At 52.2% G+C, this 22,569-nt stretch carries 14 protein-coding genes; 6 read left to right on the top strand and 8 right to left on the bottom strand.

Translation table 11 applies throughout. From position 1 onward, the window contains the following. Positions 1 to 39: 39 nt before the first annotated feature. A complete protein-coding gene (locus K0J45_RS09665) occupies positions 40 to 459 on the top strand; it encodes a secondary thiamine-phosphate synthase enzyme YjbQ (protein WP_011865691.1) in 420 nt (139 codons plus the stop codon). A gap of 57 nt (positions 460 to 516) precedes the next feature. Here the strand turns inward: K0J45_RS09665 and K0J45_RS09660 are convergent, their stop codons facing one another. The 4 genes from K0J45_RS09660 to K0J45_RS09645 form a co-directional block, all read right to left on the bottom strand. Beyond that, positions 517 to 3,930, bottom strand: a complete 3,414-nt coding sequence (locus tag K0J45_RS09660) for a DEAD/DEAH box helicase (protein WP_220045112.1) — start codon at positions 3,928 to 3,930, stop codon at positions 517 to 519. Between the two features lie 252 nt (positions 3,931 to 4,182). After that, positions 4,183 to 5,403: an RsmB/NOP family class I SAM-dependent RNA methyltransferase gene (locus tag K0J45_RS09655; protein WP_220045111.1), complete on the bottom strand. Its 1,221-nt coding sequence runs from the start codon at positions 5,401 to 5,403 to the stop codon at positions 4,183 to 4,185. 167 nt (positions 5,404 to 5,570) lie between these two features. Then, positions 5,571 to 6,836, bottom strand: a complete 1,266-nt coding sequence (locus K0J45_RS09650; protein WP_220045110.1) for a sugar MFS transporter — start codon at positions 6,834 to 6,836, stop codon at positions 5,571 to 5,573. Between the two features lie 155 nt (positions 6,837 to 6,991). After that, the gene (locus tag K0J45_RS09645) at positions 6,992 to 8,617 is read right to left on the bottom strand and encodes an alpha-glucosidase (RefSeq protein ID WP_220045109.1); all 1,626 of its coding nucleotides are present in this window, start codon (positions 8,615 to 8,617) and stop codon (positions 6,992 to 6,994) included. Positions 8,618 to 9,102: 485 nt separating this feature from the next. On the opposite strand from K0J45_RS09645, the gene K0J45_RS09640 reads away from it, so the two are divergent. From K0J45_RS09640 to K0J45_RS09630, 3 genes are all read left to right on the top strand, one after another. Beyond that, entirely contained in the window at positions 9,103 to 11,931 is a 2,829-nt protein-coding gene (locus K0J45_RS09640) for a TonB-dependent receptor (protein ID WP_011865686.1), read from the top strand. A 173-nt stretch (positions 11,932 to 12,104) separates the two neighbouring features. After that, positions 12,105 to 14,069 (top strand): glycoside hydrolase family 13 protein, encoded by a 1,965-nt coding sequence (locus K0J45_RS09635; protein ID WP_220045108.1) that lies wholly within the window; start codon positions 12,105 to 12,107, stop codon positions 14,067 to 14,069. Continuing rightward, a complete protein-coding gene (locus K0J45_RS09630; RefSeq protein ID WP_220045107.1) occupies positions 14,069 to 16,072 on the top strand; it encodes an alpha-amylase family protein in 2,004 nt (667 codons plus the stop codon). The genes K0J45_RS09635 and K0J45_RS09630 overlap by 1 nt, the downstream gene beginning before the upstream one ends. Positions 16,073 to 16,214: 142 nt before the next feature. On the opposite strand, the gene K0J45_RS09625 is transcribed toward K0J45_RS09630, so the two are convergent. From K0J45_RS09625 to K0J45_RS09610, 4 genes are all read right to left on the bottom strand, one after another. After that, positions 16,215 to 16,592 carry a hypothetical protein gene (locus K0J45_RS09625; RefSeq protein ID WP_220045106.1) on the bottom strand — a complete coding sequence of 126 codons (378 nt, stop codon included), beginning with the start codon at positions 16,590 to 16,592 and terminating at the stop codon, positions 16,215 to 16,217. A gap of 51 nt (positions 16,593 to 16,643) precedes the next feature. After that, positions 16,644 to 16,946 (bottom strand): hypothetical protein, encoded by a 303-nt coding sequence (locus K0J45_RS09620; RefSeq protein ID WP_220045105.1) that lies wholly within the window; start codon positions 16,944 to 16,946, stop codon positions 16,644 to 16,646. Positions 16,947 to 17,069: 123 nt separating this feature from the next. Beyond that, positions 17,070 to 17,768 (bottom strand): hypothetical protein, encoded by a 699-nt coding sequence (locus tag K0J45_RS09615; RefSeq protein WP_220045104.1) that lies wholly within the window; start codon positions 17,766 to 17,768, stop codon positions 17,070 to 17,072. Between the two features lie 1,007 nt (positions 17,769 to 18,775). Continuing rightward, entirely contained in the window at positions 18,776 to 20,209 is a 1,434-nt protein-coding gene (locus tag K0J45_RS09610) for a DEAD/DEAH box helicase (protein ID WP_220045103.1), read from the bottom strand. A 463-nt stretch (positions 20,210 to 20,672) separates the two neighbouring features. Here K0J45_RS09610 and K0J45_RS09605 point away from each other — a divergent pair, with 463 nt between their 5' ends. Both K0J45_RS09605 and K0J45_RS09600 read left to right on the top strand, forming a co-directional pair. Beyond that, on the top strand, positions 20,673 to 20,909 hold the full coding sequence (locus K0J45_RS09605; protein ID WP_220045102.1) for a hypothetical protein: 237 nt from the start codon (positions 20,673 to 20,675) through the stop codon (positions 20,907 to 20,909). A 373-nt stretch (positions 20,910 to 21,282) separates the two neighbouring features. Continuing rightward, a complete protein-coding gene (locus tag K0J45_RS09600) occupies positions 21,283 to 22,569 on the top strand; it encodes an HD-GYP domain-containing protein (RefSeq protein ID WP_220045101.1) in 1,287 nt (428 codons plus the stop codon).

The following is a 22,569-nucleotide window of genomic DNA, read 5'->3' as shown; positions in this document are numbered from 1 at the left end:
CCGCAATTTGGCGATAAAAATAGCGTAGGAAAATTGATCATGTGGATTCAAGTCGAGATAAATCTAGCCCCGAGACAGCGCGGTTATCATCTGATCACCGAAGAGATCTATCGCGCCGCTCCCCAGCTTAGCGAGATTAAGATAGGTCTCGCCCATCTCCTGTTACAACACACCTCGGCGGGACTCACCCTCAATGAAAATGCCGACCCCAGCGTGCGGGAGGACTTCGAGCGCTTCTTTAACCGTCTGGTGCCGGAGAATGAGCCCTACTACACCCATACCTATGAGGGTGATGACGACATGCCGGCGCACCTTAAATCATCCCTGCTGGGCTGCGAGCTTACCCTGCCGATCACCGACGGCGAGTTTAATCTGGGTACCTGGCAAGGGGTCTACCTGTGTGAGGCCCGCAACCGCGCCAGTGGCCGCACCTTAATACTCACCATTCAGGGCGAATAGCCCCCACCCATCGGTAACTGGCGGTTCGGTGATTGGCTGCTCAGTCCTTGGTTGTGTTTAGGTTGGCTGCTCAGTAATGGGCTGCAATAGGGCCAGCCAATCATCTCTGTCCATCTCGGCGGCCGTGAGACTCTCGGTCTGATACATGCTTTGGGCCAGTGCCTGCTTACTCTGCTGCAGCTGCTGAATGCGCTCCTCAACCGTGTTCTGACAGATAAGCTTATAGACAAATACCGGCTTATCCTGGCCGATACGATAGGCCCTGTCGCTGGCCTGCTCTTCGGCGGCCGGATTCCACCAGGGATCCACATGGATCACCACATCAGCCTCGGTCAGATTGAGTCCAGAGCCGCCAGCCTTGAGGCTGATGAGGAACACATTGACCTCACCACGACGAAAACGTTCTATGATGCGATCCCTATGACGACTGCGCCCGGTGAGCATCTCATAGCCTATCTGCTGGCGGTCCAGCTGCTCGGCGATCAAATCCAGCATGCTAGTAAATGACGAGAAGATCAGTATGTTGCGGCCATCTTCTATCATGCTCGGCAACTTGTTCTCCAGCCAGGCAAGCTTGGACGACTCGGCGTTAAGCTCCTCCGGTGCGCCATCAAGCCCAGTTACACCTTGGCGAGTGTCAAGCTCGGGTAACATCGCCACTTTTGAACTATCAATCTCACCAACCTGACCCAACTGGCCTAGGTTTAACATTGCTGGATGACAACACACCTGACGCAGCTTAAGCAGCGCATTGCTGATCATCAGGCGGTTGGCCTTGGCGCCGGTTTGTCTCAGGGCCAGCTGCACCTGCTCGGCCACGGTGAGACGTATGGTCTCGTAGAGATCCGACTGGCTCTGACTGAGTTCGATCAGGGTATTGATCACCGTCTTGGTGGGAAGCTCGGTCGCCACCTGACTCTTGGTACGCCTGAGCATGAAAGGTGCAAGCCGCTGAGCCAGTCGCTGACGACTGGCATCGCAATGATCTTTCTCTATCGGCTGTTTAAATTGGCGTTGAAACTGCGTGGCGGTGCCGAGGAAGCCCGGCATCAGGAAATGGAACAGCGACCAGAGCTCTCCAAGATGGTTCTCCATCGGCGTGCCCGTGAGACAGAGACGATGCTGAGTCTGTAGCCGGTTCACCAGCTTAGTGATGCGGCTGCGACTGTTCTTGATGGTCTGGGCCTCATCCAAGATCACCTGGTGCCAGTTGAGCTTGGTCAGCCGCTCGGCGTCTTGGGCCAGGATCCCATAACTGGTGATCAGCACATCGACATCCGTCAGCGCCTTCTCGTTATCATGACGGGCGCGGCCGCTCCAGACGAAACTCGTCAGGCTAGGCGTAAACTGGGCGATCTCCCGCTGCCAGTTGCTGAGCAAACTGGTTGGTGCGATCACCAACACGGGCGCCTTAGTCACCCCGGCCTGTTTATCCAGCAAGATACTGCACAGGGTCTGCAGCGTCTTACCCAGCCCCATATCATCGGCCAGTATGGCGCCGAAGCCGTGTCGCTTGATAAATTGTAGCCAGGCGACACCCTCTACCTGATAGGGGCGCAGCTCGGCGTTGAGCCCATCTGGGGTAACAAAGTCTATGGTGCCCAGCCTATCTGCGCGCCTGCTCTGCTGCTCATTGAGATAACGCCCGAGCGCCTTGGCGTGTTGCCTCAGCTTGGCTTCACCCGACCAGGTCAGCGCCTGCTCAGATTGACTCAAGGCATCATCGAGCAGCGGAATGCGCCCGAGGTGATGGCGTGCCAGCACCAACTTTTCCTGGTCGTTGAGCGGCTGCTGAGTAAAGAGCTCGTCGAGCACCGCCAGTATGCGCTGAATACGCGCAGCCGGCAGGGTTAGGATGGCGCCAGATTCCAGCTCCAGCGCTACTTCCTGCGGCTGAATTTCACTATGGGTCTCGTCAGATTGATCGGCGCTCGTTACCTGATTGAAATCTCGGCTGAGTTTGCCCTGACGAATGAGGTTGACCAGCAATGGCAGGAGGTTAACCCGCTTTCCTTCCACCTCGACCCCAAGGCTGAGCTCGAACCAATCCTTGTCGGCGCTGTTCACCTCGCCATACCAGGCATTGGCTGCCACCTGAACGAAACGTTGCTTGGCCACCAGTTCAATCTGCCAGCCCTTAAGCGAGAGCGTGCGCAGCAAGACCACATGCTCGCTCGCCTCACCCGGTACCAGACGCAGGCCCTCGCCGAGTGATTCAGTCACGGCCGGCTCGAATTGACTGGTGAGTAGCGGCAAGGGATTGAGCAGCAGCTGACACTTGGCAAATTGCGCCATGAAGGCCTTATGGCCAGCACCAAGATAACTGAGTGATTCGAAGTCATAACGCTGGCCGCGGTGAACCATGGAAAATTTGGCCACGTCAATTGGCGCCAGCAGGGGTTCAAGCCAGTTTTGATCTAGGCTCTCGCGGGCGATCTCTAACCTAGGTAGCCAGTCGCCGTCGAGATCTACGCCTTCTAACAGGGTTTGATTCACCCGCACGTCACGGCGTTTATCTATGATCCCTGTACCCGAGCAGGTATCCAGCCAGACACCGGGGCAAAGGGGCAGCATGAAGCTTTCATCCAGGTAGTCTTCATCATAGTGGGTAGAAAGCCGCACCGGCTCCCCCGCCACCTTGCCAAAGAAACAGCGACCACTGGCAAACAGCAAACGATAAAAATCGCTGCCAAGCTGCGCCGAGCTGTCATTGGTGTTATCTGTCTCGCTATTGGTTTCCGCAAAGGCGCAATCGAGTTCGATAATGATCGCCTGCTCGCTTGATGTTTCGGTCGGTGGCAGATCTTGCTGCGCCGTTTGAGCCTCCAGGCTCGAGGCCACAGAGGTTAAATACTCGGGCAACTGGGCCTGGCCTATCTTTTCACTGCGGCTTTCGGCGTTGAAGTTACTGCTGCTTTCGCTAACACTACTACTGCCTTCAGTGCTGATGTCACTGCTAAGAGCAGTGCTGAGTTCATCGATATTGTGACTGCTAAAGTCATCGACCAACGCTCTAAGAGTGTGCAGCAACTTGAGATCTGTCTGGCTGACATATTTGGGCACAGGCTGGCTCTGCAGCAACTCGAATCCGAGTGGGCCCTTGAGCTGGTAGCGGCCATTCTTATTCAGATAGCCTTTTAATACCTTGAGCTGCAAGCCTTTCTCGCTCGGCACTAACAAATAGAGGATACGATGGCGCGCCATGGTGGGGAAAGGATCGAAACGCTCCTTGAGATCGCTTCTAAACAGGCGAATGGCGGTATCTGAGCGCCGGGAGCGCCCCTGCTCATCGAGGGCACGTAGCGCCGCCTGCTGGATCACTAACGCCGCCTGATGGGCACAACGAGGCTGACCACAGTCGCAACGACCGCTTATCTTACCCTGATCGTTGAGGGAGACCTGGCAGGTTATTTGAGGCTCACCGGCAAAGACGCCGCGGATGATATGGGCCTGGCGCTGACACTCCAGCATCCGATCGCCCAATAACGCTTGCAGCGCGGAAAATCTTTCTTGATGTGAAAACTCTTGTACAGCCGTTTGTAATAACATCGTCCGAGAAAAAAGCAGATAGACCAAGATCAGCAAATGAAAGGAGAGATGATATCACTATTTGTCAGGCTTGTTGTAGCCTACTAAGGTCAAGTGTCGGCTTACTGCGCAGTTACCCACGCCCTAAACCGACACCTGTGACTGAGATCAAAAAATTACGTTCTCGAGAAAAGATTAGGCAGACTCGGCGGTACGCTTCATACGCGCCAGATAGAAGCCATCGAAGCCGGTATCGGCCACGCTCACGGTTTCATCGTCGATAAAACTAAAGTGTGGGTTGGCGGCCAGGAAGGCATCAACCTGCTGGCGATTCTCCTGAGGCATGATAGAGCAAGTGGCGTAGATCAAGATGCCATCGACCTTCACCATACGGCTGTAGCTCTGCAGGATCTCCTTTTGCAGCTCGACCAGCACGGGCAGGCGATCCGGCGTGTCGCGCCACTTGGCGTCAGGATTACGCTTGAGAACTCCAAGGCCTGAACAAGGCACGTCCAGAAGCACCCGGTCGGCACTCAGCTTAAGACGCTTAATGGTCTTGCTACTGGCGATGATGCGGGTCTCGACATTGTGGGCACCGGCGCGGCGTGCACGCTGCTTAAGGTTATCCAGTTTCCACTGCTCCACATCCATGGCGAGCAAACGACCCTTGCCCTGCATCTGTGCGGCGATGGCCAGCGTCTTACCACCTGCACCGGCGCAAGCATCGATCACTCGCATACCTGGCTCTGCGCCGACGGCAGCGGCCACGTGCTGAGAACCGGCGTCTTGCTGCTCAAATAGCCCCAGCTTGAAGCACTCGGTACGAAACAGCGCCGCATCTGAGATCACCTCGAGCGCGCTTGGCACGCCTGGCACCTCGCAGGTCTCCACCCCTTCCTTGGCAAGGCGTTTGGCCAGATCTTCGCTATTTGTCTTAAGCGGGTTAACGCGCAGGTAACGCTTAGGCGCCTGTGCCAGCGCGGCGCGCTCCTTGGCCCAATCATCGCCTAACTGCTCCTGACCCAAGGTATCGAGCCATTCGGGGCAACCATCGAACAGTGCCGATTGCTGCTTGGCCGCTGCCAGGCGCTGATTAAAATCATCTTCTTCGATCGCCAGGGTGTACTGCAACTTAGGGATCGGCAGCTGGTTCGCCATGTGCCAGGCATTGAGCAGGCGTGAACCCATACGGGCAATCTCATCGGTTGAGATATCCGCCAGATAGCAGTAGAAGTTGAGGCGGCGCAGCAGATCGCCCGTGACATAGGTGATGCGTGCCTGCTCTGACGGCGCCAACTTGAGTCCAGAGAAGTGATGTGAATAGGCTCTGTCCAGCGGTTTGCCCTCTTCGAGCACCATGGCCAGCACATTGATAACTAATTCGGTTGAACTTGGAGATAGCGACGCATTTAACATAGTTGAGCCTAAAGTAGCAGAGCCTAGATAATAAAAATCGCTGGCGATCATAGGAGTTAAGCCCCTAATAGGCAAGCGCTAGCGGCCATTATGGCAATAAAAAAGGCAAGCATTGCTGCTTGCCTCTGAATTATAGGTTTAAAGACCTAAGCCTTAGAGCATAGCCCTTAGAGCTTAGAGCCCTTCACACCATAGAACATAATGAACAGGTAACAGATGATCGGCAGGAAGAAAGCATGCTGAATACCTATGTTATCCGCCAGTACACCCTGCAGCAGAGGTAGAATCGCGCCACCGACGATGGCCAAGCAGAGTACGCCCGACCCTTGTGAGGTGTGCGGGCCGAGATCCCGCAGCGCCAGGCTGAAGATGGTCGGGAACATGATGGAGTTGAACAGGCCAACCGCCAGAATTGCCCACATGGCCACGGTGCCCGTGCTGGTCATCGCCAATGCTACCAGTAGCGCCGCCATCAAGGCGTTGAAACCGAGCACGGTACCGGCAGGCACCTTCTGCATCACGGCACTACCGATGAAACGACCTACCATGGCCCCGCCCCAGTAATAGGTGATGTAACTCGCGGCGCTGGCCTCTGTAAGACCAGCAATGTCATCCTGGGCCAGGAAGTTAACCAGGAAGCTGCCGATAGACACTTCAGCACCCACGTAGACGAAGATCCCCACGGCGCCGAGTACCAGATGCAGTGATTGCAGTGCGCTGGTCTTGCCATTGTGCACCACCTCACCCTGCTCGCCGCTCTGGCAATGCTCTTTGATCTGCGGCAGATCCAGCTTGGCAAATACCAGCGCCAGGATACCTAATGCAGTTGCAAGGATCAGATAAGGCAGTTTAACCACTTCCGCCTCGGCTTGTGCCTGAGTCAGGGTCTCGCTGGCTTCAACGGCGACGGAGAGGATCAACACGGCGCCAAAATATGGCGCAACCGTGGTACCCAGGGCGTTGAAGGCCTGAGTCAGGTTAAGACGGCTAGAGGCGGTCTCTACGCTACCCAATGCATTCACATAGGGGTTCGCCGCCACCTGCAAAATAGTGATCCCTGAGGCCAACACGAACAAGGCGCCGAGGAAGAGTCCGTAGGTGGCCAGCGCCGCCGCAGGATAGAAGAGTGCACAGCCCAGTGCCGCGATCAGCAGACCTGTCACTATCCCTTTCTGATAGCCGAGGGCCTTAACCAGCTTACCGGCCGGCATAGAGACCAGGAAGTAGGCGCCGAAGAAGCAGAACTGGATCAGCATCGCCTCGGCATAGTTGAGCGAAAATGCCGCCTTGAGATGGGGGATCAAGATGTCGTTCAGACAGGTGATAAAGCCCCACATGAAAAATAGCGAGGTCAGGGAGACTAACGCGAAACGATAGTTCTCCTGCTCACCGCCAACCCCGGTAGCCGTGCTACTTTGTTGCATCATTGCCATGGTGTAGTTCTCTTTTGTTATTGTATATTTTGTTTGTGCTGTTAAATCTTTTCACGCAAATAGCTGGCTAACGAGAGCCAGCTACTTTCGATTAGCTATTTCCAGGCCCTTTATTTCCAAGCCGTCTATTTCCAAGCCCTTTATTTCCAGGCCCTTTACTTCCAACAATAGAAACAACCGAAACCGTCAAACTGAATGACATTGCCTTTCAGTTCAGCCTTGGGCAGACCATGGCCTTCCAGTGGCGTCAGTGCTTTCTCGCCCAGACCTGCCAGGCTATAGCTCTGTGGCTCACCACTCAGGTTAAAGGCAACCAGCAGAATCTGCTCGCCGAGACGACGCTCAAACACCAAAAGTGCATCGGTTGATTCAATAAATTTGATATCACCCGTGACCAGTATCGGGTGCTGTTTACGCCAGGCCAGCATGTGACGATAATGGTTCAGAATCGACTCAGGATTGGCCTCCTGCACATCGACCGCTACTGCTTTGTGATCGGCCGGAACCGGCAACCAAGGCGTGTTGTCACTGAAGCCACCATGGTTGGCGTCATGGCGCCAAGGCATAGGAGTGCGACAACCGTCACGGCCCTTGAACATAGGCCAGAAGGTGATACCGAACGGATCTTGCAGCTGCTCATAGGCGATCTCTACCTCGCCAAGACCCAACTCCTCCCCTTGATAGCTACAGACACTGCCCCGTAGCGAACAAAGCATAGCGTTAAGCATCTTGGCCATATCGCTATTGAAGGCGTCTCTGCCCCAACGTGTCGCGACCCGCTGCACGTCGTGGTTGCCAATCGCCCAACAGGGCCAGCCATCGCCAATGCTCTGCTCCAGCGCCTCTACCGTGTGGCGGATATAGGCCGGGCTAAAGTCGTCGGTCAGCAGCTCGAAGCTGTAGGCCATATGCAGACGATCGTCGCCCTGGGTATATTCGGCCATGGTCGCCAACGAGTCTTCCGAAGAGACTTCCCCTAGGGTGACCACGCCAGGATATTGGTTGATCAGCGCGCGCAGCTCTTCGATGAAACCAACAGTCTGCGGGCGGGTGTTGTTATAGTAGTGATACTGATAGGCGTAAGGGTTATCTTCGCTAAAGCCCCTGCCCTGACGCTTGTCTTCAGGCTTAGGCGGATTGTCTCTTAGCTGCTCATCGTGATAACAGAAGGTGATCGCATCGAGGCGGAAACCATCGACTCCCTTATCGAGCCAGAACTTAACATTATCCAGCACAGCTTGGCGCACGTCAGGGTTATGGAAGTTCAAATCCGGCTGGCTGGTCAGGAAGTTATGCAGATAATATTGCTGACGACGTGGCTCCCACTCCCAGGCACAGCCACCGAAGATAGCCAGCCAGTTGTTAGGCGCTGTGCCGTCCGGCTTAGGATCGGCCCACACATACCAGTCCTGCTTGGCATTGTCTCGGCACTGGCGACTCTCGCTAAACCAGGCGTGTTGATCTGAGGTGTGGCTGAGCACCTGATCGATAATCACCTTGATGCCGAGGCCGTGCGCCTTGTCGATCAGCTCGTCGAAGTCCGCCATGGTGCCAAACAAAGGATCGATAGCGCGGTAGTCGCTGATGTCGTAACCGAAGTCTTTCATCGGCGACTTGAAGAAAGGCGAGATCCAGATGGCATCCACGTTAAGACTCGCAATGTAGTCGAGTTTACTTATGATGCCTTGTAGATCACCTACACCGTCGCCATTGGAATCCATTAAGCTGCGAGGATAGATCTGATAGATGACGGCGCCGCGCCACCAGGAGAGTTGGTTCATTATCGCCCCTAGGTCACCAACGACTATATTAAAGGCAGGTGCCTGCCCCTGGGTTGCATACCTGTTACCCGATCGTTGTCGACGAACAATTGTTATTAGAATGAAACGAGCATACGTTATCCGGGAAATCGGGTTCAACACCACTGCATACGTATGCAAAACAGACAGGCTTAAAGCACCTTCTGACCACCTAGAACAAAAGCAATTATAAACATGGGGTTAGACTGAATTATGCAGGCCATTTTGTGAGCTGGCGCACCCCGATAGACACCCTTTTTGAGGCCGAGGTCACTTTTGAATACGTATGCATAATATTGTGACCGCGACGAGTGCGAGAGTAGTATCGGTGCTGCTACATAACAACTTAGAAACAAGTACAATAACAAGCACTCTCATTCACCTATATAGCTGTGAACAAGGGTCCCCCCTTATTTCACACATAAGAAGTAATACAGTATGAATAGAGTGAAAAAAGGGGAAGATGGATGTTTCAATTTAAACCTAACCTACTCACGCTAGCCCTGCTCTCGGCCGGCGTTTGTATTAATGTCTATGCAGCTGATAACGAGGCAGCGAAGGCTGAAGCGGCAGCAACGACTCAAGACGAGTCAATTGAAGTGATCGAGGTACGTGGCTTCCGTACCAGTGTGATCAAGTCGCTCAACAACAAGCGTTTTGCCGATACCGTATCAGAAACCATTTCTGCAGATGACTTAGGCGCCCTGCCTGATCAATCAATTGCCGATGCCCTAACCCGCCTGCCAGGTGTTACCGCCGTACGTACCGGTGGCCAAGCAAGTGGTCTTAACATTCGTGGTCTGGACGGTGATTTCGTTGCCGCGACATTAAACGGCCGCGAGCAGGTTACCACTGGTGGTAAACGTGCGATCGAATTCGATCAATACCCTTCTGAGCTGATCAACCAGGCGCAAGTTTATAAGTCGCCAAAGGCTTCTCTCATCGAAGGTGGTGTTGCCGGCACAGTCGAGCTTAAAACAGCTGACCCGCTGCAGGCACCAAAAGACCACAACTTTACCGTTAACGCTCGTGGTAGCTTTAACGACCGCGCCGGTGAAATTGCCGACGCAGAAGAATATGGCAACCGTCTAAGCTTCTCGTACCAAGGTAAGTTCCTCGATGAAACCCTTGGTGTTGCCGTGGGTTACGCCCATCTTTATCAACCTTATGTAGCAAGCCAGTTCATCGGCCTACGTTTCAACGATGACAGACGCGATGTCAACGGTGATGGCAACCTTGAGTCCATCAGCGAAGGCTTCGAGATGCAACAAAAAGGTGGTACCGATACCCGTGACGGTTACATGGGCGCCATCCACTGGCAACCCAATGACAACTGGAGCTTTAAGGGCGACATCTTCCACTCTAAGTTCGACTCAGAGAACTTTGCCCGCGGTTTCCGTGTGAAATCATTAAAGAACGGTCAGATCAGTGACGCCATTGTCGAAGACGGCTCTATGATCGGTGGTACAGTGTCTACCGATGGTACTGATAACTTTGCCGTTTTTGTGGTTAACGATAACGACTCAAAATACTCAGAGCTCACCTCTGGCGCAGTTAACATCGAATGGACCAATGGTGAAAACCTCACCATCGCCGCAGACATCAGCTACTCTTCTGCCGACGGTGAATTCGTCAACGGCGGTACCCGCGCCGTTATCTATGACGACATGGCTAACAATGTTAGATCGGCTGAGTCGATCACTTATAAGCTAAACAACCTCAATCCAGCCGACATCAGTTTCGCCAAGGATTACACAGATACTTCGACCCTAGGTCTGAGAGAAGTGGGTATGTGGCCTTATGATCAACAAAACGATCTGATCGCCTACAAACTCGACCTGAACTACCAACTAGACAATAGCTTCGTGTCGTCTATCGACGTCGGCGTAAGATACTCTGAGCGTGAATTCAACGCGCAGCGCTCTCAAGCAGGCTATGGTTTCGAATTTGGCACTAACCCAGACAATCAACCTGTGCTGGCCCTGACCGATGACATGACCCGTGTGGTTAACTTTGGCGGCGAGCTTTCAGGCTACCCAAGCTTCTTGGCGATCGACTTTGATAAGGCTGTTGATCTGGTTAACGCACAACTGGCGGCAACAGGACAAGATCCTTTCGTCCCTACCGCTAACTGGGCCAACAACTGGACCATGATCCAAAGTGGTACGGTAAATGAAGACGTGCTAGCCGGTTATGTTCAGGCTAACCTAGACTTCGAAATTGGTAGCATCCCTGTAACAGGTAACATCGGCCTGCGTGTGGTTAACACAGATCAGTCAAGTACAGGTCTACAACAAGTAGGTTTCGGTCTGGGTGAAGAGATCGTCGATGAAAAAGGCGTGGTCAGCACCGACTATATCCACAACAAAGTGGGCAAGTCTTACACCGACTACCTACCTTCGGTGAACTTGAACTTCCACCTGACCCAAAACGATCAGATCCGTTTTGCCGCAGCATCGGTTATGGCTCGTCCACCAATCGACAAGCTGAAGTCTGGCATGGGTTCTTGGTATGACGACTCAGCAACGCCAGGTTACAAGAAGTACAACGCATGGGGTAACACCAGTCCGCTACTGGATCCTTTCTATGCCGATCAGTACGACCTGTCATATGAGCACTACTTTGAAGAGTCTGAAGGTGCGATCGTCTTTGCCGTGTTCTACAAAGACATCAAGTCGTTCATCAACAACTTCACTATTCAGCCATTTGACTTCGAAGAAGCAGGCTTCATCGTGCCAGACACTATTGTCGATAACGGAGTAGAGTTCCCTGTCGTTAAGAATGAAGGCCAGTACCAGACGGCGGTTAACAACGATAACGGCGGTTATATTCGCGGTATCGAGCTTGCCTACACTCAGGTATTCGACTTCCTACCGGGCGCACTGAGCGGCCTAGGTTTCACCGGCAGCTACGCATACTCTGACAGTGAAGTAGAGTTTGAAACCGACCTAAGTGGTGAAAGCTTAGCTATCCCGCTACCAGGCCTGTCTGAACACGTATTGAACACCACTCTGTTCTACACCTTGGATGGTTTCGATACCCGTTTGAGCATGCGTTATCGTAGTGAGTATGTTTCTGAGCAAGTTGCGGTAGAATCTCAACTGGCCTTCTTCGATGCAGAAACCATTCTCGACTACCAGGCATCTTATGCGATGGACAATGGTCTTAAGTTCCTGTTCCAGGTTAATAACCTGACAGACGAAGCTAACAAGACCTACTTCGGTCAGACGCACCAGACTGGTACCATCCAGAGCTTTGGTCGCCAATACTTCCTAGGATTTAGCTACACTATGTAATCTTAGGTAATAGCCGAAAAACACCTGCTTCGATCCCTTGAAGCAGGTGTTTTCATATTAAGCTAACGAAAAACTGTGTCACACCCAGAAAGTTAACTGAGCCACACCTAACACCTTGATGTGTCACCACGCTAGGCACAGCATCAAAAGGTCGAACGCCGAAAGGACTGCCCATGAGACGTACTAATAACCAGTTGAAACTCACACTCATCGCCACCTCGTTACTTATGCTCGCCCCTTCCGCCTTTCAGGTGATGGCATCTGTGCTACCAGCAAGCAGTTCCATTATCAGCGAAAATACTAACGCCCAGAAACTGCGTATCGAGCCCCTCAACTGGTGGGCAGGCATGCAACACAGCCAGCTGCAGCTGATGGTGCATGGCCAAAACATCGCTAAGACTAAGGTAAGCGTTAAGGCCGATGGCGTAACCCTCAAAGGCGTTGAGACCACAGAGAACCCCAACTATCTGTTTATTAACTTAGACACCCAAGGCGCCAAGGCGCAGACCTTTAAGCTGACATTCGAACACGCAGGCCAAGACCAAATTAGCGTACCCTACGATCTGCTTGAGCGCGACAAAGGCAGCGCAGCTCGCCAGGGTTTTAGCAACAAAGACGTTATCTATCTCATCACCCCAGATCGCTTCGCTAACGGCGACCCCACTAATGACAACCAGGCCGACATGATAGAGCAAGCCGATCGCAGCAATCCGGGTGGCCGTCACGGCGGCGACATTCAGGGGATCATCAATAGCCTGGACTATCTGGCAGATCTTGGCGTCACTCAGCTGTGGATCAACCCGCTTACCGAAAATAATATGGCCGAATACTCCTACCACGGCTACTCGGTCACCGACCACTACCGTATCGATCCAAGGTTTGGCAGCAATGACGACTACCGCCAGCTGGCCATCAAGGCGAAACAGAAAGGCATAGGTATCATCGCCGATGTGGTGGTCAATCATATCGGCGCTAACCACTGGTGGATGGATGATCTCCCCAGCCAGGATTGGGTCAACCGTCCCGAGGGCGCATTAGCTCAAGATTCCTCGGCCATCGATTTCACCACCCACAGACGTACCACGCTGCAAGACCCCTACGCGGTTACCAAAGACAAGCGCGACTTCAGCCACGGCTGGTTTGTCGAGTCCATGCCCGATCTTAACCAGAATCAGCCACAGCTTGCTAACTACTTGATCCAAAACAGCATCTGGTGGGTAGAATACGCTAATCTAAGCGGCATACGCGAAGACACCTACTCCTACGCCGATAAGGATTTTCTGGTCGATTGGACCCGCGCCATCATGGCTGAGTATCCCAAGTTCAACATCGTCGGCGAAGAGTGGACGGGCAACCCAATAACCGTCTCCTACTGGCAGAAGGGCAAGGTCAATCAAGATGGCTACCAGTCAGAGTTGCCAAGCCTGATGGACTTCCCCCTCTATGAAACCCTGATCAAGGCGCTGAGCGAAGAGGAAGGCTGGAGCGAAGGCATGATGCGCCTGTATGAGTTCCTCGCCAACGATGTGGTCTATGCCGACCCGACGCAACTTGTGCTGTTCGAAGGCAACCACGACACCAATCGCCTCTACAGCCTGCTGGGTGATAACTTAGCCCTGACCAAGATGGCACTGGCCTATGTGCTCACCAGTAACCGCATTCCGCAGATCTTCTATGGCTCAGAAATTTTGATGCAAAGCCCGACCAAAGATCGTAATGATGGTGTCACCCGCTCAGATTTCCCCGGTGGCTGGCCGGGAGATGCCATCTCAGTTTTTGATAACAAAGGGCTGAATAAAGAACAGCAATCTATGCTGAGCTTCACCCGTACCCTGCTCAACTTCCGTAAGACGGCGAGCTATATCCACAACGGCGGCCTTCGCCACTATGTGCCTGAAGATGGCGTTTACGTGCAGATGCGCTGTAGTCAGCAAGATTGCGGCGACAAGGCACGTCTCATGACCATCTTCAACAAGAACGACAAGCCGGTCGAACTGTCACTCGAGCGCTATCGCGACCTGCTAGGCAGTGCCCGCAAGGCGCGCAATGTGATCAGCGGCGACACCGTCACGCTGGATAAGACCCTCTCTATCAAGGGACAAGGCGTTACCCTGTTAGCCATAGAGGACGCCAAATAATGACTAAGGTGCATCACGATTTGAATAGGCTCTTGAACAAGCCATTGAACATTCCGTTTAACGTTCCATTAAATAAGTTAAGTGCTGCCCTGTGCAGCGCCGCGCTGATGATCTCAGCCCAGGCATTCGCCCTGCCCCAGATGGAGGCAGCAACTACTGCAAAAACTGCTAGCATCCAATCAAGTGACGTACAGTCTACAAGCAGCGAGCGGGTGACCAAGCCTTTGATTTATCAGGTATTCACACGACTCTTCGGCAATACCCAGACCGCCAACATCCCCTGGGGCACCAAGGCGCAAAACGGCGTGGGCAAGATGAGTGACTTTACCCCCAAGGCGCTAGAGAGCATCAAATCCTTAGGCGTCAGCCATATCTGGTATACGGGGATCCCCCATCATGCCTTGGTCGGCGACTACAGCGAGTATGGCATCGGCACTGATGATCCCGATGTGGTCAAGGGCCGCGCTGGCTCACCCTACGCGGTGAAAGACTACTATAACGTCAACCCAGATCTGGCAGACGAACCCGCTAAACGCCTAGAGGAGTTCGAGGCGTTGATCGCCCGCACTCACGAAGCTGGCATGCAAGTGATCATCGACATAGTGCCCAACCATGTGGCGCGCGGCTATCACTCGCTGTCGGCCCCGAAAGGCGTCACTGACTTCGGCGCGAATGACAACACTCGGGTCAGTTACGCCAGAGACAACAACTTCTACTATGTGGTGGACACGCCTTTCGAGGTGCCAAGCTTAAGCCCAGATTTAAAGCCCCTAGGCGGCGAGCCACATCCGCTAGTCGATGGCAAGTTTGACGAGTTTCCTGCCAAGTGGACCGGCAATGGTGCCCGCGCGGCCAAGCCAGATCAAAACGACTGGTATGAAACCGTTAAGATAAATTACGGCGTCACGCCAGATGGCAGCGAGGACTTTCCTCAGCTACCAGAGGGCTACGGCAAAAAGTCGGCCGCCGAGCACTACGCCTTCTGGCAACAGGTGCCAAAGGATAGCATCCCCAGCTCCTGGATTAAGTTCAACGAGATCGCCCAGTACTGGCTCGCCAAGGGCGTAGACGGATTTCGCTATGACATGGCCGAGATGGTGCCGGTTGCCTTCTGGAGCTATCTGAACAGCCACATCAAGCAGACCAATCCTGATGCCCTGCTGCTCGCCGAGGTATATACCCCGAGCCGTTACCGCGACTATATTCACCTTGGCAAGATGGACTACCTCTATGACAAGGTGGGGCTCTACGACAGCCTCAAGGCGATCATCCAGGGCAAGGCTGGCACCCAGGCGATCGAACGCGATCGCAACAGCGTCGAAGATATTGCCGCGCACATGCTGCATTTTCTCGAGAATCACGACGAGCAGCGCATCGCCAGCCCAGAGTTTGCCGGCGATCCCCTAATTGCCCTGCCCGCCATGGTTGTCTCGACCACGCTAAGCCAAGCGCCCACCCTGCTCTATTTCGGCCAGGAGGTCGGCGAAGATGGCAGTGAAGACGCGGGCTTTGGTAAACCCAGCCGCACCAGCATCTTCGACTATGTTGGCGTACCGGCCCACCAGCGCTTTATGAACCTGGGTAAATTCGACGGCGGTCAGTCTTCAAAAGAAGAGCTGAGTCTGCGAGCTTACTACGCCAAGCTGTTAAACCTAAGCCACAGCCTCAGCGCGCTAAGCGGTGACTATGGCGATCTGCACAGGTCGAATATCGATCAAGGCAAGGGATATGATGCAGATCTATTTGCCTTCAGCCGCTTCGACGACAAGCAAAAGCTCATCATCGTCAGCAACTTCGCTAAAGACAAGGCAAAGCAATTCACCCTAGAGCTACCCCCAGCCTTAGTTAAACGCTGGCAACTCGCACCAGGCACCTACCCGCTTAAAGAGATGTTGAGTGATAAAAAACCTACAGCGCCATTGACCCTAACGACAAAAGGAGGCCAAGTCACACTAGATTTAGCACCTCTTGAGTCAAAGGTGCTCGTTGTAGGAGAGAACTAAGCCCACAGGCTCTTCATTTCAAAATATCAAAGCGAGTAGCCATTGAGTACAACCCCCGCATACTCAAACTGCTCGCTTTTTTGCGCATGTTGCTTGATGTAGAGATGTGCCTTGAAGCAGAGCTTATGTTTTGATTGGATTGCTATGTTTCGTCGCTCGGGCAACTATTGTCATCAAAAGAATATTGATAAAGACCATGTTCACTTTCTAAAACGACATTATTTTTGTCCACTATACGTATTGCTAAGTTACTTTCAGTTAGAGCCGACAGTAAGCCTTTGCAGTCACCTATGTCTTTGGGTTGCGGGAGACTCTGCAACCCAGCTAAAGCCTGCATAAAGTTACTAGACCCATTTTGCTTATTTAATCTCATCGTCAGTTTTGGTCCTGGCGACGTTTCGGACCGCTCTATTCTAGTACCCGTTATTGTGACCTTTTGAGAAGTTTGATCATCAACTTGTGGTTTTGAAGTACACCCAGACACAAGAATGACAAGTAAAAACATAGACAAGACTTTCATTTAAAATCCTTTTTTGACATCTCATACTAACTAGTGAGCTTTGTTATACGTTTAACTTGTCAACCGTTGTTCTTTTAGGCTTAAGCGTTTGTGGGAGCTAAACACATGCTGCTTATCATTGTTATTGATTAAAAATACATCCATTTCTACGGAAATGAGCCCCGATAAAGGAAATACTTCCAAAATGCCAAACTCTCCTAAGTTTGCTGACAGCAGGGCAATTTTTCCATTAGCAAAGAAAGTTGAATCGTGATCACGGCATTCACCGTCAATATATAATTTTGCACCACGAGACCAAGAGTTAACAATTTTGACTTTATGATTTTTAACAGTAAATTCGAACACTTTTCTCATTTCAAAACTCCATTTACAAAAAACGTATAACGCCTGCCATAAGGTGTGCCCCGCTGAACCAGCAAAGCACACCAAACTCCTTACCAAAACCGCCGAGTAAAACGCATCACCTTGATGGTCTTGTTATGCGCTGGCATAGGCCTGAATAAATGGCAGTAGTTTAACAAAGGTTAAAATCAAAGAGATGACTCCAATAGCAAAAGGAAGTCCGAAATCTAAGAGTATCCAGCGGAGTAGCTGACTTCTTTGATGATGCCAAAAACCAGCTTCGTAGCGCTTCATTGCCTCATGAATATATGCTGATTTATACACCAACTCATCAATTCGCGTTGAGATACTATTTATGGCTGTCTCGTGCTTGTTATCATTTATATTTTTCTCAATATCCTTTATAAGTCGCACATATTCATCAGTGAGTGTCATCTGATTTTTCCACCATGAATAAATTGTTGATTGACTTGCTTCGCTCGTATTAGGCTCCAAAGTATGAGCAGAGCCCATTCTAGCGACTCCACGCACCATAGGGATTGCAACACCAGTTAACCTTAGTCGGTTTTCATTTAAGTGCTCCAAAGAAGCCCAAACAAAATGAATAATAAAATACAGCAATGCTAAAAAAATCAAGAGTTGAATAGCTTCAACCTGTAACCCATTAAATTTTATTCCAGCAAAACTGCTATTTTTCGAATCAATACCCGAGGAACCGATAGATAAGAAAAACGCTATAACAGAAGTAACTATCAGATTCCGACGAACACGTTGAGTATTGCTATCTAGTGGTTCAATATTTGGTTTCAATAATACTTTTTCAAAATCATACATACATATTTCTCTCTAGCGCATAACAACTTATTAGTGAGACCTTGCAAGGTACGCTGCCTTGTAAGGTAGGAGACCAAGCATGTAAATAAGTGCGGTCAGAGTAATCTTCTAAAGGAGGTGATTGGCGCATGTGGTTGGCTTTTTCATTCCCTGGATGGCTTGGTCGATGTTTGATTCGAGTAGGCCTAGCTCTGTCCTTGATGGATTACACATTAAGCTATTGGTCAAGTAGTATTCAATAAGTTCTTTCACATTATTGTACGTTTTTTTCTTAAAAATAATCACTTGTATCAATGCCTGCCCAATGAGGTTAAATCGAAGAGACGTTATGTACGGGTGTAAGCACACTTTTGGCTCTCGGCGGCATGGCCAAATATGTTCCCTACATCTTTTGGCATTCCCTACATCCATGTAGGTCAGTGCCGCCGTAAAGCCTCCAGGGATAACTCTCTTTGACAAAAAGTCGGCGTGCCAAAAGAGTGCTTGCACATTCCCCCGCCGGGCAGGCGTTAGGTTGCAATGAAGGTATGACCTTCAATTGCCTCCACAACATCCATTCAGGTCAGAAGACGCATAGCGTGCCACAGGCGTATCTGCACATAAGCCCACCGCAGGTGATAGGTTGTCATGAAGGTACGACCTTCAATCATTTCCCAACAAACATTCGGCAAACACTACAAGCTGAAAATCGAGAATCCTCGAACACCAGATAACGCCAAATCGGAGAGACGTTAGATATCGAGTGTAGATACACTTGTGAGCTTCCGTGACAGGGATGTCACGGTAGAGCCTACAGGGAGCGTACTTGCGGCGTCTCACAAGGGTATCTGCACAACCCTCGCCGGGCAGGCGTTTAATACCTTAGAAGGTGCAACCTTCAATATCTCCTCCAACATCCATGTAGGTTAGAGGATCTCGCAGAACCCCTACAAAGAGGCCAATCAAAACATCTGCCATGAATTCTGCAGATGTAAAAAAGCCCTCACTCTGAGGGCTCTCGTTAAATCTTATTTCTTACCCGGCCGGCTTTCGGCCCAGGGATTAAAGGCTGGCTTTTGTTCAACCTTATGCTCCGAGCTTTGATCTTTACCACCGCGATCACCAGCCGCTGCTGATTTAGCTTTAGCAGGCCGAGCCTTCTTATCGGCGGAGTGACCTTTATAGGTTGATGCCTTTTCATGAGGCTTGGATTGACCTCTAGGCTTATCTTCTCTCCGCTTATCCTTAACTTCCTTAGGGCCCTTCTCACCTTGAGACTGCTCACGCTTTGCCTTAGGCACATAGTTGAGGATAGAGATAGGTACTGGCTTTCTCGGCGCAAAACCTTCTATCTCTCGGCGCTCAAGCAGGTGATCGAGGCGGCTCTCGATCATACAGAGGTTCTTAAAGTCATCCTTAGACACCAGGGAGATCGCCTCCCCCTTGGCGCCGGCTCGGCCGGTACGACCGATGCGATGCACATATTCATCGGCCGGAAACGGCAGATCATAGTTAATCACCAGCGGTAGGTTGTCGATGTCGATCCCGCGCGCCGAGATGCCGGTGGAGATAAGGTAGGCAATCTTACCCGCCTTAAAGTCCGCCAGGATCTGCTCTCGTACCGCCTGAGTACGACCGCTGTGAATACACTCGGCCTGAATGCCCCGCTTCTCTAGCTGACTCACCAATTTAGCGGCGCCATGTTTGGTTTCGATAAAAATAAGCGCCTGGGGCCAGGTATTGTCTTTAATCAGCTGACTGAGCAGCGCCGACTTCTTGTCCTTATCGACCGTAGTGATCCACTGCTCAATATCTGGCTGACTATCTTGATTCTTAGTGACTGACAGATGGATCGCCTTAGGCACCGCCTGTTTCGCCAGCTCGCGCACCGGGCGAGACAGGGTGGCGGAGAACAGCAGGTTCTGTCTCTCCTCTGGCAGGGTATCTAAGATCTTGGTGATATCCTCGATAAAGCCCATATCCAACATGCGATCGGCTTCATCGAGCACCAGTAGCTCCACCTCATCGAAGCGGATCGCTCTCTGGGTGTAGAGATCCCGCAGACGACCCGGGGTGGCCACCACGATATCGACGCCCTGGATCAACTGCAGCTTCTGCGCCTGCACATCGACGCCGCCGTAAACGGCCATGGATACCAGCCCTAAGCCTTTACCATATTCGCCAATGCGATCATTTACCTGTAGCACCAACTCGCGTGTCGGCGCCAGAATGATCGCCCGGGCCCGCTTCTTGCGCTGTGTCTGGCCCTGCATCAGGGTCGAGAGCATAGGCAGCACGAAAGTCGCCGTCTTACCACTGCCGGTTTGCGCTGCCGCGATCAGGTTCTTACCCTTGAGCGCCAGGGGAATGGCTTCTTGCTGGATTGGCGTTGGCTGGCTGTAACCAAGTTGCTCAAGGTTAGTGAGCACAGCGTTTGGCAGGCCAAGGTTTGCAAAGGTCATGGATTCTCTCTCAGGGTCGCAAGGGCAAAAATCGTCAGCCAATCGAGCGGCTGGTATTTGAGGCGCGCTAGTATAACAGAGCCGTTTGCTAAGACTAGCCCAGTTTACCCAAAGTAAACCAATAATATAGAAAGCTTTAGTGACCTGGCTTTAGTTACCTAGCTTTAGTTACCTGGCTTAAATCGCCTTAGCGCCTCTCAGCCAATCACTGTTAGTTATCTCTACCAGCTACCAGCTACCAGCTACCAGAGCCCGCTCTTTTATGAATCTAGTCACCTATCCGTTTTCACTATAAAACCTAACTTAATGTATCGCGCGTACCGAGTCACTATGGTCCTAACGATGTGTTCGCCGGCTAAGCAGCGACAGATAAAGCACTACTAGCACTCACAAATGGCCCGGCTGAGGATGACGTTAAAACCGGTCAGTGACGCGATAAACATGAGCGATAAAAGGAGCGATTATGAAAACACTTTATACCCTTGCCGCGATCTTACTGTTAAGCGCCTGTGCAAGCAGCGATCCTGGCTCGACCCACACCATACACAACACAGGCGGCTTTTGTGATTTTCACTGTCAGCGCCTCGAAGATGAACTGATCCGCCGAGACATTGAAGATCGCATCATAGATCGCGAAATCGACAGGGAGATCATCGACGAGCTGACGCCGCCAGACGATGTCCCGGCTGAGCTTTATTAAGACGCAGTACTGAACTGCGAGCTCAGGCTTAGGACAGGGCAAAGCCTTTACATACCGTCTTGGTCACATTTTCATACAAAAGAAACAGTTTAGAGAAAGGTAAATTAGCCCGCGAGCCACGTTATGGGTAATAATGAAGGGGTGAACCAAGACGCGGCAACTAAGAGTCAACGCAGTAAGGAATCAACGCAGTAAAGACTCAGCATAGTAAGGAATCAACACAGTAAGATTCCCCTTTGCGGGTCATTAAGTGCCGAGTGCGGTTCACATTGCGAATTTATAGAGCTTATATAGCTAGGTGCGCAGCAGTTAGGATCTCGCCAGAGAGGCTGCGCCGGTATTGAAATCCCTCTGGCAGTGCAAAGGATTGACTATGGATGCCCCTAATTTTGCCCAAACGGCCGCACACGAACTTCACGATACCTTGCCCATCTGGCGCGAACTGATCTTCAAGCGCCTGTTTGGCCTCCTCGCCATCTTATGTGTGCCCGTCTACATCACCAGTGTCTACCTCTGCATCCAGATGGGGCTGGTCGGCATGGCCGCCTTCGACACCCTGGCCTATCTGTTGCTGCTCTACATCTTACTGGCGAGAGGATTGAGGCAGACGCTACGCTACTGCATAGGCTGTTTGATGTTCTTCGCCATCGGCGTGGCCTTCCTTATCACCATAGGCCCAACGGGCGCCGGGTTCTTCTGGCTGTTTATCTTCCCCCCGCTCACCAGCATATTGATTGGCAAGCGGGCCAGCCTTTGCGCCCAGCTGCTTAACGCTGCGGCTCTGCTAGCCATAGGCTTGATCTACCATACGCAAGGCTTTCAATCGCCTGAGACACAGGGCTATAGTAGCTTCATCTGGTTTGTGGTGGCGATAAACTTCATCGTCACCAATGCCATAGTGACTCAATCCGCCGCCTTCCTGCTGGGTAAACTGACCCAGTCGCTGCGATCGACCATAGCATCGCGGCGCGCAACCGTGATGGGGCTGGCAAAACTGGCCGAATACCGGGACAACGAGACCGGCGCGCATCTGATCCGTATGCAGCACTACGCCAAGATGCTGGCTACCCAGCGACAAACCGACATTGATGCCCCAGCAGAGTTAACCGACGACTTTATTCAGGAGATCACCCTCTCCTCGATTTTGCATGATATCGGCAAGGTGGGGATCGCCGATGCCATCTTGCTCAAGCCCGGTCGGCTCACAGAAGAGGAGTTTGAGCAGATCAAGGCGCACCCGGTTATTGGCGCTCAGGTATTAGCGAGTCTGCTTAGTTACGCGCCAGAGTGTCCTTACATAAAGATGGGGCGTGATATCGCCGGTGGGCACCATGAGTGGTGGGATGGCAGCGGCTATCCGGCCGGGCTTAAAGGGGAAGCAATTCCCCTCTCGGCCCGTATCGTCGCCCTGGTAGATGTGTATGACGCCCTGACCTCACCGCGCTGCTACAAACGCCCCTTTAGTCATCAAGAGGCGCTAGAGTTAATCCATCAGGATAAGGGCACCCATTTCGACCCTAAGCTGGTCGAGAGCTTTATCGCCATCAATCACAGGTTTGAACTGCTGTCGAAGGCCTCTCTGTTCGAGCGGCCATCCAAGCAGTCACTCAGGGGCCAGGTCGCCGTCGTGAGCGAATCGGAGCTAGAAACCAGCCAGTAG

The sequence above is a fragment of the Shewanella alkalitolerans genome, assembly GCF_019457575.1.
GTDB lineage: Bacteria > Pseudomonadota > Gammaproteobacteria > Enterobacterales > Shewanellaceae > Shewanella > Shewanella loihica.
The sequence above is the reverse complement of the archived record's forward strand: the minus strand, read 5'-3'. Positions and strand labels throughout refer to the sequence as shown.

Bases quoted from the DNA above. Each gene is read 5' to 3' on its own strand.
- K0J45_RS09620 (WP_220045105.1), bottom strand. From the start codon at position 16,946: ATGAGAAAAGTGTTCGAATTTACTGTTAAAAATCATAAAGTCAAAATT.
- K0J45_RS09635 (WP_220045108.1), top strand. From the start codon at position 12,105: ATGAGACGTACTAATAACCAGTTGAAACTCACACTCATCGCCACCTCG.
- K0J45_RS09630 (WP_220045107.1), top strand. From the start codon at position 14,069: ATGACTAAGGTGCATCACGATTTGAATAGGCTCTTGAACAAGCCATTG.
- K0J45_RS09615 (WP_220045104.1), bottom strand. From the start codon at position 17,768: ATGTATGATTTTGAAAAAGTATTATTGAAACCAAATATTGAACCACTA.
- K0J45_RS09610 (WP_220045103.1), bottom strand. From the start codon at position 20,209: ATGACCTTTGCAAACCTTGGCCTGCCAAACGCTGTGCTCACTAACCTT.
- K0J45_RS09605 (WP_220045102.1), top strand. From the start codon at position 20,673: ATGAAAACACTTTATACCCTTGCCGCGATCTTACTGTTAAGCGCCTGT.
- K0J45_RS09650 (WP_220045110.1), bottom strand. From the start codon at position 6,836: ATGGCAATGATGCAACAAAGTAGCACGGCTACCGGGGTTGGCGGTGAG.
- K0J45_RS09645 (WP_220045109.1), bottom strand. From the start codon at position 8,617: ATGAACCAACTCTCCTGGTGGCGCGGCGCCGTCATCTATCAGATCTAT.
- K0J45_RS09665 (WP_011865691.1), top strand. From the start codon at position 40: ATGTGGATTCAAGTCGAGATAAATCTAGCCCCGAGACAGCGCGGTTAT.
- K0J45_RS09660 (WP_220045112.1), bottom strand. From the start codon at position 3,930: ATGCTGGAGTGTCAGCGCCAGGCCCATATCATCCGCGGCGTCTTTGCC.
- K0J45_RS09640 (WP_011865686.1), top strand. From the start codon at position 9,103: ATGTTTCAATTTAAACCTAACCTACTCACGCTAGCCCTGCTCTCGGCC.
- K0J45_RS09625 (WP_220045106.1), bottom strand. From the start codon at position 16,592: ATGAAAGTCTTGTCTATGTTTTTACTTGTCATTCTTGTGTCTGGGTGT.
- K0J45_RS09600 (WP_220045101.1), top strand. From the start codon at position 21,283: ATGGATGCCCCTAATTTTGCCCAAACGGCCGCACACGAACTTCACGAT.
- K0J45_RS09655 (WP_220045111.1), bottom strand. From the start codon at position 5,403: ATGTTAAATGCGTCGCTATCTCCAAGTTCAACCGAATTAGTTATCAAT.